This is a genomic window from Bifidobacterium sp. wkB338 (assembly GCF_003688325.1).
GTDB classification, from domain to species: Bacteria; Actinomycetota; Actinomycetes; order Actinomycetales; family Bifidobacteriaceae; genus Bombiscardovia; species Bombiscardovia polysaccharolytica.
The window spans coordinates 108,981-122,446 of record NZ_NPOR01000013.1; the positions used below are offsets into that span (position 1 = coordinate 108,981).

Genomic DNA, 13,466 nt, shown 5'->3' on the forward strand with positions numbered 1-13,466 from the left:
GCGTTTGCATATGAATTCAGTCGCTGCCTGGGTTACTGGTGGTCAACCATTCCCCAGCCGGTGTGGATGACCTCCTGATAGACCTCGTCAGGATCCAACCGACCCAGTTCCTCGCTCATGCAGTCCACAGCGGTGCGCAGGGGCATGGAGATGGTCTGTGAAGCTTGTCCAGGTTGGTTGATTCGGGCCTGGTCATCATTGTGGCGCTCCATGCTCATGACTCCGTCAGGGCGTTCGAAGTAGACGCCGGTGACGGCCTGGGCCTTCGGATCGCGCTCGACGGTGACCGGCACCTTAAGTTTCAGTGCCAGCCAGGAGGCCAAGAGCTCCAATGGCAGGTAGTGGGCCTGGCCGGTCACCCTGACCGAACGGATGGGCAGGTGGGGCGGCTGCTGCACCATTGAGGTCAGCTGTGCCCGCCAGATGGTGATCCTGGTCCAGGACAGGTCCACGTCCTGAGCGCGCGAATGGGCCAGCAGCCCAGCGAAGGCAGTCTGACGATCGTCGGCCTCCATGGCATCAGTGATTCTGCTTGCGGCCATGGTTCCGATGGAATCCTGCGAGGGATCCAGTGGCGGATTGGTAGGCCACCAAACCACCAGAGGGGCATCAGGCACCAGGAGGGGGATGACCAGAGCATCTGAATGGTTCAGCAGAGCCCCCACTGGTCGCAGGACCACTACCTCGCCGGCACCGGCATCCGAGCCGAAGCGGATCTCGGCATCCAGTGTGCGGTCGCCGTCATGGTCGGTGTTCTTGTAGGAGACGCAGTCTTCAGAGGACTGTGCTGCAGCGAACTTCTGATCCGCTTCCTGCTCGGCCTGATGGTCTTCGGCGTCAGTCACCATGGCGATGACCCGGCAGGGGTGTTCACGGCTTGCGGCGTTTACGGTTTCCAGGGCCGTCTCCAGATGGGCCTGCTCGGTGACGATGACCAGGGTCAGCACCCGTCCCTGGGCCGCCTCTCCCCGCTCCACGTGGAGCTCGTCAATCTCCCGGGCGATGGCGGAGGTGGTGGTGTTGTTCAGTCTGACAATCATGGCATCCTCCAGTGGTATCCGTCGCGGGCCAGCATCAGATCTGCCTCCCGCGGACCCCAGGTGCCGGCGCGGTAGGGCTGGGGCTGGCCCTGTCCGGCCCAGAACTCCTCAATGGGGTCCAGGATCTTCCAGGACAGATTGACCTCCTCGGTGGTGGGGAAGAGGGGCGGGTCTCCCAGGAGCACGTCCAGAATCAGCCGCTCATAGGCCTCCGGGGAGGCCTCGGTGAAGGAACGCCCGTAGGAGAAGTCCATGTTGACGTCACGCACCTCCATGGCCGAGCCAGGGGTCTTGGCCCCGAAACGCAGGGTCACGCCCTCATCGGGCTGTACGCGGATGACCACGGCGTTGGCGCCCAGTTCCCGGGTGGCTGTGGCCTCGAAGGGCAGGTGGGGGGCACGCTTGAAGACGATGGCGATCTCGCTGACCCGCTTGCCCAGACGCTTGCCTGTGCGCAGGTAGAAGGGGACGCCGGCCCAGCGGCGGGTGTCCACATCCAGCCTGATGGCCGCGTAGGTTTCGGTGGTGGAGGAGGGATCGATCCCGTCCTCGTCCAGGTAGCCGACCACGTGCTGGGAGCCCTGCCAGCCGGCCGTGTACTGGCCTCGGGCGGTGTGGGCCGCCAGGTCCTTGGGAAGGTGGACAGCTGAGAGGATCTTGGTCTTTTCAGCTGTCAGATCTGAAGCCGAGAAGGAGACCGGCTCCTCCATGGCCGTCAGGGCCATCAGCTGCAGGAGGTGGTTCTGGATCACATCCCGGGCTGCTCCGATTCCGTCGTAGTAGCCGGCCCTGCCGCCGATGCCCATGTCCTCGGCCATGGTGATCTGCACGTGGGAGACGTAGTTGGAGTTCCAGACCGGCTCGAACATCATGTTGGCAAAGCGCAAGGCCAGGATGTTCTGCACGGTCTCCTTGCCCAGATAGTGGTCGATGCGGAAGACCGAATCCGGCTCGAAGACCTCGGAGACCACTCGGTCCAGCTCCTTGGCCGAGGCCAGGTCGTGACCGAAGGGTTTCTCGATGATGACACGGCGCCAGGCCCCTTCCGTGGAGTGGGAGAGCCCCGACTCGGCCAGCTGACGGGCCACCTGGGGGAAGGCCTTGGGCGGCACCGACATGTAGAAGGCATGGTTGCCACGGGTGCCACGGACCCGGTCCAGCTCAGAGACGGTGGCCGACAGGTGGCGGAAGGCCTCGGCATCGTCGAAGCTGCCTTTGACGAAGCGCATGCCCTGGCTCAGATGTCGCCAGGTGGATTCGTTGAAGGGGGTGCGGCAGTGGGCGCGGACGTTCTCCTCCGCAAAGGCGACGAATTGCTGGTCGCTCCAGTCGCGCCGTCCGAATCCGATCAGCCCGAAACTGGCTGGCAGCAGTCCCCGGTTGGCCAGGTCATAGACGGCCGGCAAGAGCTTTTTCTTGGCCAGATCTCCGGTAACGCCGAAGATGACCAATGAGCTGGGTCCTGCGATGCGCGGCATGCGCAGATCGCGCGGGTCCAGCAGGGGGTTGTGCCAGGGCGCCTGTCGGCCGCCGTCCTCGTCGGGGGGAGTGGGCTGGTCGGCGGAGCGCACAAGTGGTGAAGTGTCCATAGTGCTCCTCGTGAAATACCGTGGCTCCCAGTGTACTGTCGGCAGCAGAAGGGCAGGGCTGATTATCCGCTGAAGTGTGAATAAGCGTCGCAAAGGTCACATTTGCGGCAAGGATCCCTAGAATGGTCGGTATGATTCCCAATGTTCCCATGGCTGAGGCCCTGCATCGTCAGTATGCGCCCTCCCAAGCCGCCTATGAACTGATACACACCCACTGCCAGATCATTGCCGCGCTCGCGGTGCGCATGACCGACCAGGTCAACGAGCGCCTGTCGCGTGGTGATGACCCTGACGGGGTCCTGCCCGAGCGGCCGCTTGATCGTGATTTGGTCCGCACGGGCGCCTTGCTGCACGACATCGGCACCTATCGTATCCTCAAGGATGACGGTTCTCAGGGCCGGCCCCTGACCTTCCAGGGTGAGCGGTACATCGAGCACGGGCTGGAGGGCTATCGCCTGCTGCTGGACGCTGGTGTGGACGAGTCGGTGGCCCAGTTCGCCCGCAACCATACCGGGGTTGGGCTGACCCGCCGCCAGGTGGAGGAGGAGCATCTGAACCTGCCGCCGGACGACTACCTGCCGGTCAACCCTGAGCAGGAGGTGGTCATGTATGCGGACAAGTTCCACAGCAAGCACCAGCCGCCTATCTTCGTCTCCGAGCCCACTGCCGCCAAGCGCACGGCCAAATATGGTCCCGACAATCTGGCCCGTTGGAGGCAACTGGTGGCCCGATACGGGGTGCCGGACCTGCAGCCCCTTGCTAAGTACTACGGCATGACCATCGTCTGATCCTGCTGGACCGGACCCCAGGAACTGCGGAAACGACCAGCGAATTCGCGCACCATCCACGGGTCTGGTTGATAGGGGTCGACTGGATCGGTCCGGCAGTCCGCAACGGTTTTCAGGAAAGAGATCATGCCCTGTGGCCCGTAAGCGTAAGGGGCTGCGCACCAGACCGGGTTTCCCTCCAAAATCAGCGGCCGATCCGACCCACGGAGGAAGGCCAGGTCCACGCTGATTGGAGCAGAAGATCGACCCTTGGCTGCCTGGAGGGCGCAGTCCTCGGCGGTCGCTCGGTGTTCGGGATCGAAAACGGCACCGTCAAAAATCGTGGTGATGACCCTAGAGCCCTCACCTTCATGCAGGCAGTATCCGCTGGATGCTGCAATCCGTCCCCTATTGATGATGATCCGCCACTCCTCTTGGATATCGGGCAGGTGGGTCTGGATGCGAATCAACGATTGCGCAGGGGCCGTCCGCAGCTTGCTCTGCAGATCTTCAAGGTTTCGCCGGGCTGCAGGCAGGCCCGATACCCGACCGGCGGCCAGCTGCGACCAGGGGCGCTGCCCCAAGCCCGATGGCAGTCGGCGCCAGGTCAGGATGGTTTCGACCGTCACAGTCAGAATTCTGCGTCCGGTCAGAGACTGGTCCAGATCATCCAGCCACATGGTCGGTGGGGCTGACAGGGCCCATGAGGGACGGCCGTGGGATACCAGCCAGGCGTTCTGGGCGATCAGCAGCCCTGGGGTGATCCATATGGCTTCCTTGATGCCGACTTCCCGAATGGGTCCGAATCCATGGTGATGGTGCAGGATGATTCCCCGTTGCCGATGTGGGTCCTTGTTGCTCAAATCGATTTGTTCGGCCATGACCCGGGGTATCCACTCCTCATGGGTGATGACCGAACAAATCAGTGCAGTGCCATCCGTCTTCGGCCCGGAAGGCTGAGGCTCAATCGACGATGAATCGGTCGTCGTAGGTGCCCTCGTCTACGGTGTCCGAACCGCCTGAGGTCAGGATGATCACGGTGCAGTCATGACGGCGGGAGACCCGCTTTAGGGTGGCCAGCAGGGTATCCCAGTCGCCCGGCTCCAGCCCTTCGGTGGGTTCGTCGGCGATGAGCACATCGCATTCGCAGCACAGGGCTCGGGCCACGGAGGCCAGGCGGAAGTCCAGGTGGCCCAGATCAGCGGTCAGTTTGTCCTGCAGACGCTCCGGGAAGCCGACTTCGTCCAGCAGTTGACGGGCCAGATTGTCCTTGGGGCCCAGGAAGGTGCGCCCGCTGGCATCCATGGTGTAAACAAGATTCTGCACAGCGGTCAGGTCGTGCCTCAGGGCATCGGTGCCAAAGATGGCCCCAATTTGGTGGCCCCGATAGTCGGAGGCCAGCAACTGGCGCAGGTCCGTGCCCCGGAAGAGCACACTGCCCTGGGTGGGGGCGCGCAGGCCAGTCATCAAGGCCATCATGGCGGCCCGTACGGAAGGGGAGGTGGTCTCCACCGAGTAGATGCGGCGACGCTGGAATTCCAGATCGACATCGTCCAGGATCTGTTCGGGGCGACCCTGGATCTTGCGCGTGTAATCCACGTGCTTCAGGGAGAGCACCGGGTAGCCTCCAGGAACCAGCACCCGTTGGTCATCGGTATCCAACAGCGGGTCCTCTTCCTGATCGTCATCGGAATCTTCGGTATCTTCATGCTCGATGACCACTTTGAAGGCAGCCAGCGCGGCATCTTCTTCTGAAGAATCATCCTCCTCGGTCTTTTTGTCTGTCTGAGTGGTTGCTTCTTCCTTGGATTCCGTTTCCGTCTCCGACCCTGTGTTGGGTTCGGACATGGGTTCGGCGTTGGTGCTCTCGTCGGCTGTTTGCTCAGCTTCGGCCCTTGTCTGAGCGGCTTGCTTCTGATCGGTCTGTTTCTGGTCAGTAGTTGCCTGGGACTCTTCGTCTGGTTGCTGGTCTGATGTCTTTTCGCTCATGCCTCGTCCTCCAGGTCGTTGGTGTATAGCTGGGCGGTTCTGAAGGCCGCTACTCTGGCGGCTGCTGCTAGAGCGAGGACCAGGCAGACGGCCAGGCCAATCAGGATTATCTTCCAGATCAGACCAGCATGAGGCATGCTGGCCAGGCTCCCCAGATGGAAGAGCGACCGCCCCAGCGGCCGACTGATAGCGGTGCCCAGCGCCAGGCCCAGGGCCAGTCCGGGCAGGGTGAGCAAGAGGGTCTCCAAGGCGAACTGCCAGCCCAGCCGGGCCTTGTGGACACCGATGGTGATGGCCATGCCGATTTCGTTGGTGCGGCCGTGCAGCATGAGGAATAGGCAACCCAGCAGAATCAGCCCGCCCAGCAGGCAGACCAGGATGATGACAGTTCGCGCCTGGTCGGCAGCCTGGTGGACCGGCTCCATCCGACGCTGATAGTCCTTCAGGCTGGGAGAGTCTATGTCGTACTGCGAGGCCTTGAGCCCGTCCTTGCGTAGCTCCTTGATGAACTTGTGGTAGGTGCTCGGCGAATCCAGGACGAAGGCCACCAGCAGCTCATGGCCAGGGTCACCGGGTTTGCTGGCCGTATCCAGTCCCAGCATGGCAAAGGTGGGATAGGCCGTGTAGATGGCCCGGTTGGCTGCATGGTCGGCGGCCTTGCGGTAGTGATAGATGCCCGAGACGGTCAGCTTGACCTGCTGATCCTGCTGGCGGGGATCCTTGATGGTCAGGGTGTCGCCCACCTTGAGTTTGTTGGCCTGCGCCATCTGCTTGGAGATCAGCACCGTCTGGGTGCCGGAGGCATTCTGCGAGGCGTAGTCCAGCCCCTTGCCCTGGTCCAGCACGAAGGGACCGTGAGGCAGGGTGGGCTCGGCCTGCTTGTCGGAGACGCCCACCAGGGAGTAAGTGCCTGACTGGGTCAGTCCCTCCGGGTTGATGTCGGCGGTCTCATGGAAGTAGGCCTTGTACTGCATGCCATCCATCTGGAGGCGCTGGGCGTACTTGGAATACTCGTTCCAGCCCAGGGGGGAGGCCTTGGTTCCCTTGCGCGGGCTGATGACGGCATCCACCTGTTGGGATTCGTAGTCTGTGGTACGTGCCTTGGTGTCAGCTTGGAGCACGGTGGCTGCTGCCGTGGCCAGCGCCGCCACGACCAGACAGGCCAGAACCATGACCAGGCTCCGCGCCGCATGCCGCCTGATGGTGAACCAGGCGTTCTTGAGAACGAACATGACACCCTTCCTGATAGCGTTCCAGGGATGACCGGGCGGCCCGCGATGGCGGGCCTTAAGTCCGGTCGCCGTCCTCCAGTCTAGCCAGGGACATTCCCAAGCTAGCGGTGCGAACTTGGAGCTTGCTGAATGTCTCGATCGGCCTCTGGCTGCTCGGCGTGGGAGAAGTTGCGCACCTTGAGAGAGACGGCTAGAGCGGCCAGAATCAGCACCAGGGTGAAGATCAATCCGTAGTGGGTGCCCCTGGTGAAGGCCTGGGCTTTATCAACTCCGGCTGCCTGCCCCTCACCCATGGCCAGCAGGGAGGTGGTGATGGCTGTGGCCACGGCTCCTACGATCTGCTGCATGGTGTTGATGATGGTGCTCCCGTCGCCGGACTGCGGGCCGCTCAGAGAGTTGAGCGCGTAAGTCTGGGCTGGCGACATGGCCAAGGGGCAGCCGATCATGAGGATTATGTGGGCAGCCACCACCAGGGCCACAGGGGTGTGTGGGCCGGTGAACAGGAGGATGACCGTGCCAAGCAGGGCGATAAGGAATCCGCAACGGACAGGAATCCGGGCTCCAAAGCCGTCATAGAGCCGACCGGCGAAGGCTGAGACCAGGGCGTTGATGGCGCCGCCGGGCAGCATAAGGATGCCGGTCATGGCCACGGGCAGGAGCAGCCCACGCTGCAGGAACTGAGGCAGCAGATACATGGAGGAGAGGATGACTGCGAAGTCCAACATGACTAGGGTGGCGCCGTAGCGGAAGGCCGGGATAGAGAAGATGCGCAGGTTGAGCACCGGGTGTTCCAGGCCCAACTGACGACGAATATAGAGGACCAGGGCTACTAGGGCCACGACCAGAATGGTCAGGGTGACCGGGGAGAGCCATCCGAACCGGCTGGCCAGGCTGACACCTGCCACCAGTCCGCCGAAGCCGACAATGGATTCCAGAATGGAGGCCAGGTCGGGCCGCTGGTGGGTGATGGTCCCCACATTCTTCAGGAAGCCGACGGCGAAGATCAGGGCCACAACCAGGAATGGGGTGAAGAACCAGAAGATCCAGTGCCAGGTCAGTTTGCCCAGGATGATCCCGGTCAGGGTCGGGCCAATGGCGGGGGCGAACATGATGACCAGGGCACACATGCCCATGACCGTGCCCAGTCGCGCCGGCGGGAAGATCAGCATGGCCACGGTGAACATGAGCGGCAGGATCAGGCCCGTGCCGATGCCCTGGATCAGCCGTCCAGCCAACAGGACAGGGAAGGTGGGTGCCATGGCCGAGATAATCGAGCCCCCCAGGAAGGCGACCAGACCGAAAATCACGGTCTGCCTGGTGGTGAACCACTTGGAGATCAGACTGGAGAAGGGCAGGACGATGCCGATGACCAGCATGTACCCCGTCACCAGCCACTGCACGGTGGCAGCGGGGATTTGGAAGCTCTCCATCAGGTTGGGCAGGGCGATATTGAGCGAGGTTTCGCTCAGCATGCCCACGAAGGCCCCGATCATCAGCGCGGTGATGGCCGGCCAGGGGTGGGGGACGGCCGGGCGTGACCGGTGAACGGAGGCAGGGGTGGACGTGTTCTGCACGATAATGATCTCCTTCTTCAGACAAACAGCACGCCATCTTAGGGAGGCGGTCATTTTTTCGTAAGTCGGCATGTCTACTCGCTTCGCCGAAGGCGTGCCGCGTTGGGATGGAAAAGGTTATGCTCGGGAATGGTCGTCAGAGACCATAAGGAGGGTGCGTGTGGATTGGCATGCAGCGGTCTACGGGTCAAGAGCCGGTGGTTCAGGAGGCCATGGCTTCTATGATCCGGGTGATGAGGAGGAGGGGCGGACCTTTGGTGATCCGGACACCATCTCTGACGCTGCTCTGCGTCGATTGGGCGGCAAGGCCTACTTCCGTGCCCATCAACTGCTGGATGACCGTCGCTTTACAGACTTGCGCCTGCGACACCTGGGGGCTTTGACCGTCCTCAAGGGACGTGTGCCCGCCACTTATCAGCCGGATGGCGACTGCATGGTTCAGGCTCGGCTGGACGAGCAGGCCCATCGGGTCATCGACTCCTCCTGCACTTGCCGGGCCTTTGGGCGCCAGGGTCCTGCATGCAAGCATGTAGTCGCTCTGATCATGGCCTATAACGAGTCCAGCCAGGTCTTTGCAGGATCGGATGACTGGACCGGTGACGATGGTCGATCCCGGTCCGCCCGCTCGACCTCAGGACCCTTGGCAGCCTACATGCACCGGCAGGAGGGTCGGCGGCGGCAAGCCTTTCGTGACCGCCAGCTGAGCTTGCTCAAGCAGGAGAACGGACCGGTCGGCGGTCGTCACCTGCCCATCGGCTCAGTCGGACTGATCCCAGATCTGACCAGCGAGCGCGGAGGCTGGCTTGTCCGTCTGCATATCACCCTGTCCTCCCACGGGGTCGCCTATTTGGTCAAGGACCTTCCGGCCCTGCTGCGCGCCGTGGATCAGGGCGAATTCATGTCATACGGACGGCGGCTGGCCTTCATCCATTCTCGTGACACCTTTGATGACCGGGCCCAGGCTCTGCTGACCATCCTGGAGAGAGCTGGCGCCATCCGCCGCAGCCTGGCCGAACAGGAGGGGGGCATGCGCCGCCGTCTTACGCGTGCAGGATTGGCGGGGATTCGGCTCAGCGACGATGAGGTGGCGCAGATCCTCGACCTGTTTGTGGATTCCGGGCTCACCCTGGACTACACGCCTCCTGAGGACTCCTTCCTGCAGACCATGCCTGCCCCCGTGGTCAGCGGAGACCCGGACCCTGGCATCGCAGTCAGCAAGGAGGCGGACGGCTACCGGATCACTCATGCCCTGGCCGTGGAGCGCTTCATCGTAGGCCAGGCCCATTCCTTCGTTATCGTGCGCCCCTCTCAGCCTGGTTTAGGGCTGGATTCGGGACCAGTCATCCACCGTTGCAGCGCGCGTTTCATGCGTCATCGGGACCTGCTGGAGACCCTCTGCCGCCCTGGCGAGGATCGGGATCTGCATCTGGATGCCGACGACCTGGACCTGTTCGCCCGGACTGTCCTGCCTGACTTGGATCAGGGTGCCCAGGAAGGATCTGGGCTCTCCGCCACACTGCCTGAAGAGCTGGATGCCCGCCGACGGCCGCCCTGCAGGATCGAGCTTTACCTGGACAGGGATCAGCAGGGGGTCAGTTGTGACCTCAAAGCCCGCTATGGAGATCGTCTTGTGTCCGTCGGCGCTGATCCCGGCTCGGAGGATGAACCTGGCAGAGATCGGGAGAGCGAGTCTCTGGCCCGGCAGACGGTCCGCCGCTATTTCCCCCTGATGGATGGGGGATTGGCCCGCATCCCCGAGGAGAACGAGGAGGCCATCCACACCCTGCTGATACAGGGTCTGCCCGTGCTCAAGAGTCTGGGACGGGTTTTTTCCACCCCGGCCTTCGACGGACTGAGCGTCGTCTCTCATCCGCAGATTCGTGTGGGTGTGCGGGTGCGCTCTGGTCTGGTTGAGATCTCTCCCATCGCCGATGAGGTACGGCCCGAGGAGGCCGCCGCCATTCTGGCTGACCATCGCCGTCGTCGGCGCTTCCATCGTCTGCGCAATGGGGCTTTCGTCGAGTTGGCTGATCTGAATACCGATGCTGTGGACACCCTGGCCCAAGATCTGGGCATCGACCCGGCTGATCTGGCCAAGGGGCCGGTCCGTGTGTCTGAATTCCAGCTCGGCTACCTGGATGCGCTGGTACCCGAGCAGGACCGCGATTCCAGCTTCCGCGACTACCTGAAGGAGCGCAAGCCTGACCCTCAGGAGTTCAAGGTCCCCGACGGGCTGCGCGGGCAACTCAGACCCTATCAGGTAGAAGGGCTGCGTTGGCTATGCACCTTGAGCGACCGCGGATTCGGTGGCATCCTGGCCGATGAGATGGGCCTGGGCAAGACCATACAGATGTTGGCTTACCTGCTCTCCCGTAAGGATCAGGCCAGTGATCGAGGGCCTTCGCTGATTGTCTGTCCGGCCTCCTTGGTCTACAACTGGGAGGCCGAGTGCCGTCGTTTTACGCCGGATTTGCGGGTGGCGGTCCTGGCCGGTGGGCGTAGCCAGCGTCAGGCACTGCTGGATCGGGCCAGATCCTACGACCTGCTGATTACCTCTTACGACCTGCTTAGGCGGGACCTAGACCGGTATCGGAGCCTGCCCTGGTATGCCTTGGTCTTGGATGAGGCCCAGTACATCAAGAACCATGCCACCAAGGCATCCCGGGCCGTACGCGCTCTGGACAGCCTGCACCGGTTCGCCTTGACCGGTACACCCATCGAGAATCGGCTGTCTGAGCTTTGGAGCATCTTCGACTTCCTGATGCCCGGGATGTTAGGCCCCTACTCTCGGTTCCGGGACCGCTTCGAAATGCCCATACTCAGCGGCGATCAGGATGCCCAGTCCCGGCTTCAGGCCCTGGTGGGACCCTTCATTCTGCGACGGCTCAAGTCACAGGTGCTGACGGATCTGCCCGAGAAAATCGAAAACGTGATCAGCGTGCCCCTGCAAGGTCGTCAGCGCAAGCTCTATGCTGCTCTGGAGCAGGAGCTGAGGGCCACGCTCAACAAGGAAAGGGACCAGGAGTACGAAGTCGGCAAAATCCAGGTCCTGGCCCAGCTGACCAGGCTGCGGGAGGTCTGCTGCGATCCGCGTCTGGTCTATCAGGATCAAGGTCGTGACCGGCGGGGCGATTCAGCCAAACTGGATGCCATCGAGGATTTGGTGGTCTCCTGTCAGGATGCCGGGCGCAAGATGCTGATCTTCTCCCAGTTCACCTCCTACCTGGACCTGATAGCCCAACGGCTCCGTCGGCTGGACGTGCCCTACGATCTGATCACCGGCGCCACATCCAAGAAGCGTCGGCTGGAGCTGGTGGAACAGTTCAATAGGGATGCCACGCCGGTTTTTCTGATCTCCCTGAAGGCCGGCAACACCGGGCTCAACCTGACCGGAGCCTGTGTGGTGGTTCATGCGGACCCTTGGTGGAACGCCGCTGCCCAGGAGCAGGCCAACGACCGCGCCCACCGGATCGGCCAGACCCAGGACGTCAACGTCTACCAGATCGTAGCCAAGGACACCATCGAGGAACGCATCCTCAACCTGCAGCACAGCAAGAGCGACCTGGCATCGCGCTTTGTCGATTCGGCCGCCTCCACCGGTGCCTCCAGCGTGGCCAGGCTGAGCAGAAAGGACCTCCTGGCTCTGCTGGGCTGATCCCGTACTGACATGAATCTACTCGAAACTAAGACTCAGCGATTTTGAATGTGCTGCCATCATTGATGGCGAGGTCCTCGGGCCACGGTTCCGGTTATTCTTGATGCGGTAGTCAAATCGAAAGACTATGTGTATGAGCAGATTGACGGTTGTGCCACTGCGGGCTTGTCGATTTGGCAACGGTCGATTATTCGGGTTATGGGAGCCTGGCCATTTTTCAGCTCCTTTGATTACGGGAAGCTAAAGGAGAGAGCATGATCAGCGGTGTGCAGATGTTCTGCTCAGAGTTCATGGGCACCGCCCTTATGATGGCCATCGCGGTCATGGTCGCCGCCAGCAGGTCGCTCCCCAAGACAGGGGCTTATCGTTCCGACTGGATCAACGCATCGCTGGGCTGGGGTCTTGCTGTCTATGTGGGCGTATATGCGGGGTGGAGAACTGGCGGCCATCTGAATCCGGCAGTGACGCTGGCCAGGGTGGTCGGCCACTGGATTGATCCACAAGCGACCTTGAACGGTCTGGCCATGGGCAAGGGCGGCATTCCGGTCACCATGGCCAATGTGGCCATCTTCATTTTTGCCCAGTTCCTTGGGGCTTTCTTTGGCTCCTGCCTGGGCTACCTGGGCACTCGCAAGCATTTCGAACTTTCGACCGATACAGATACCAAACTCATGGTTTTTTGCACCAAGCCGGCCATACGTTCGAATTTCTGGAATCTGACGTCGGAGGCCATCGGCACGGCCATACTGGTTTCCTGGGTTTTCCTCAATGGGGGGACTCCTACGCAGGTCGGGCCTCTGGGTGTGGCCCTGGTCATCACGGTTCTGGTTATGGCCTTGGGTGGGGTTTCTGGTGCGGCCATGAATCCTGCACGTGACTTTTCCGCACGATTGGCATACTGCCTTCTGCCCATGTCCGGCAAGAAGGATGCGGACTGGAGCTACGCCTGGATACCCTTTGTCGGGCCGATCATTGGAGCCTGCATCGGTGTGCTGGCTCCTGCCTGGATGGGGCTTCTGCCTTGATCGTCGGCATGGAAAAGCCCCTGATCCTGTCAGGGGGTTATTACGACAGGACCGGGGGTCGGGTTAGTTAGGTAGCTCGAACTCAGTAGCTGGCTGAGGTGGGCTCCTGGAAGCGGACTGTCAGTCCGCGGCCGTGGTGAAGGAACATCTCCGCACCGTGGCGGTCGACATCGCGATGGGTGAAGAGCATGCGGATGGCGAAGGCCGTCTGGGCATCATCGGGCAGGTCCAGGAAAGCCTTGTGGGCATCCCAGCCATCGGCTGCGACAGCCTTGTTGGGTACGTAGGCATATCCATAGCCGTCCTCGTCCACGTAGCCCAGGAAAGGCAGGTCCCATGCCTGGTGGTAGCTCAGCTGATTCTTGTAATCCTCGACCTTCTTGAGGGCTTCGTCGCTGATGCCGTACTTGCGGGCAACCTCGTTGGCCTTGGCGGTCTTCGCTGCGGCATCTTTTCCGAACATGGAAGTATCAACAACAATGACTGTATCGTCTACCATGACTGACCTTTCTGTGTGACGGCCTGCACGTGTGACAATCAACGTCATGACCATGCAGGGCCATGACCTTTCGGATGACCGTCCAACATCAACGGT

General features: G+C 62.0%; 10 protein-coding genes. 3 read left to right on the forward strand and 7 right to left on the reverse strand.

Annotated elements, in window-relative coordinates; all coding sequences use genetic code 11:
• Positions 1-32 precede the first annotated feature (32 nt).
• Positions 33-1,040 (reverse strand): glucose-6-phosphate dehydrogenase assembly protein OpcA, encoded by a 1,008-nt coding sequence (locus CI603_RS03495; RefSeq protein WP_121913056.1) that lies wholly within the window; start codon positions 1,038-1,040, stop codon positions 33-35.
• Entirely contained in the window at positions 1,037-2,518 is a 1,482-nt protein-coding gene (gene zwf, locus CI603_RS03500; protein WP_255297783.1) for a glucose-6-phosphate dehydrogenase, read from the reverse strand. The genes CI603_RS03495 and zwf overlap by 4 nt, the downstream gene beginning before the upstream one ends.
• 233 nt (positions 2,519-2,751) lie before the next feature.
• Here zwf and CI603_RS03505 point away from each other — a divergent pair, with 233 nt between their 5' ends.
• On the forward strand, positions 2,752-3,417 hold the full coding sequence (locus tag CI603_RS03505) for an HD domain-containing protein (RefSeq protein WP_121913057.1): 666 nt from the start codon (positions 2,752-2,754) through the stop codon (positions 3,415-3,417).
• Here the strand turns inward: CI603_RS03505 and CI603_RS03510 are convergent.
• From CI603_RS03510 to CI603_RS03525, 4 genes are all read right to left on the reverse strand, one after another.
• The gene (locus CI603_RS03510) at positions 3,396-4,277 is read right to left on the reverse strand and encodes a hypothetical protein (protein ID WP_121913058.1); all 882 of its coding nucleotides are present in this window, start codon (positions 4,275-4,277) and stop codon (positions 3,396-3,398) included. The two genes, CI603_RS03505 and CI603_RS03510, sit on opposite strands and share 22 nt — an antisense overlap.
• An 82-nt stretch (positions 4,278-4,359) precedes the next feature.
• Entirely contained in the window at positions 4,360-5,385 is a 1,026-nt protein-coding gene (locus CI603_RS03515) for an ATP-binding cassette domain-containing protein (protein ID WP_121913059.1), read from the reverse strand.
• Positions 5,382-6,617 (reverse strand): FtsX-like permease family protein, encoded by a 1,236-nt coding sequence (locus CI603_RS03520; protein ID WP_121913060.1) that lies wholly within the window; start codon positions 6,615-6,617, stop codon positions 5,382-5,384. Before CI603_RS03520 ends, CI603_RS03515 begins: the two co-directional genes overlap by 4 nt.
• Before the next feature lie 101 nt (positions 6,618-6,718).
• Positions 6,719-8,191, reverse strand: a complete 1,473-nt coding sequence (locus tag CI603_RS03525) for a DHA2 family efflux MFS transporter permease subunit (RefSeq protein WP_121913061.1) — start codon at positions 8,189-8,191, stop codon at positions 6,719-6,721.
• A gap of 160 nt (positions 8,192-8,351) precedes the next feature.
• On the opposite strand from CI603_RS03525, the gene CI603_RS03530 reads away from it, so the two are divergent.
• Together CI603_RS03530 and CI603_RS03535 are read left to right on the forward strand one after the other, a co-directional pair.
• Entirely contained in the window at positions 8,352-11,846 is a 3,495-nt protein-coding gene (locus CI603_RS03530; RefSeq protein ID WP_121913062.1) for an SNF2-related protein, read from the forward strand.
• 254 nt (positions 11,847-12,100) lie between these two features.
• A complete protein-coding gene (locus CI603_RS03535) occupies positions 12,101-12,871 on the forward strand; it encodes an MIP/aquaporin family protein (RefSeq protein ID WP_046322340.1) in 771 nt (256 codons plus the stop codon).
• An 82-nt stretch (positions 12,872-12,953) separates the two neighbouring features.
• Here CI603_RS03535 and CI603_RS03540 read toward each other — a convergent pair whose 3' ends face one another.
• The gene (locus CI603_RS03540; RefSeq protein WP_015021278.1) at positions 12,954-13,370 is read right to left on the reverse strand and encodes a hypothetical protein; all 417 of its coding nucleotides are present in this window, start codon (positions 13,368-13,370) and stop codon (positions 12,954-12,956) included.
• Positions 13,371-13,466 lie beyond the last annotated feature (96 nt).

Coding starts and splice junctions, on each gene's coding strand:
- zwf (WP_255297783.1), bottom strand. CDS start 2,518: ATGCCGCGCATCGCAGGACCCAGCTCATTGGTCATCTTCGGCGTTACC.
- CI603_RS03510 (WP_121913058.1), bottom strand. CDS start 4,277: ATGGCCGAACAAATCGATTTGAGCAACAAGGACCCACATCGGCAACGG.
- CI603_RS03515 (WP_121913059.1), bottom strand. CDS start 5,385: ATGAGCGAAAAGACATCAGACCAGCAACCAGACGAAGAGTCCCAGGCA.
- CI603_RS03520 (WP_121913060.1), bottom strand. CDS start 6,617: ATGTTCGTTCTCAAGAACGCCTGGTTCACCATCAGGCGGCATGCGGCG.
- CI603_RS03540 (WP_015021278.1), bottom strand. CDS start 13,370: ATGGTAGACGATACAGTCATTGTTGTTGATACTTCCATGTTCGGAAAA.
- CI603_RS03495 (WP_121913056.1), bottom strand. CDS start 1,040: ATGATTGTCAGACTGAACAACACCACCACCTCCGCCATCGCCCGGGAG.
- CI603_RS03505 (WP_121913057.1), top strand. CDS start 2,752: ATGGTCGGTATGATTCCCAATGTTCCCATGGCTGAGGCCCTGCATCGT.
- CI603_RS03535 (WP_046322340.1), top strand. CDS start 12,101: ATGATCAGCGGTGTGCAGATGTTCTGCTCAGAGTTCATGGGCACCGCC.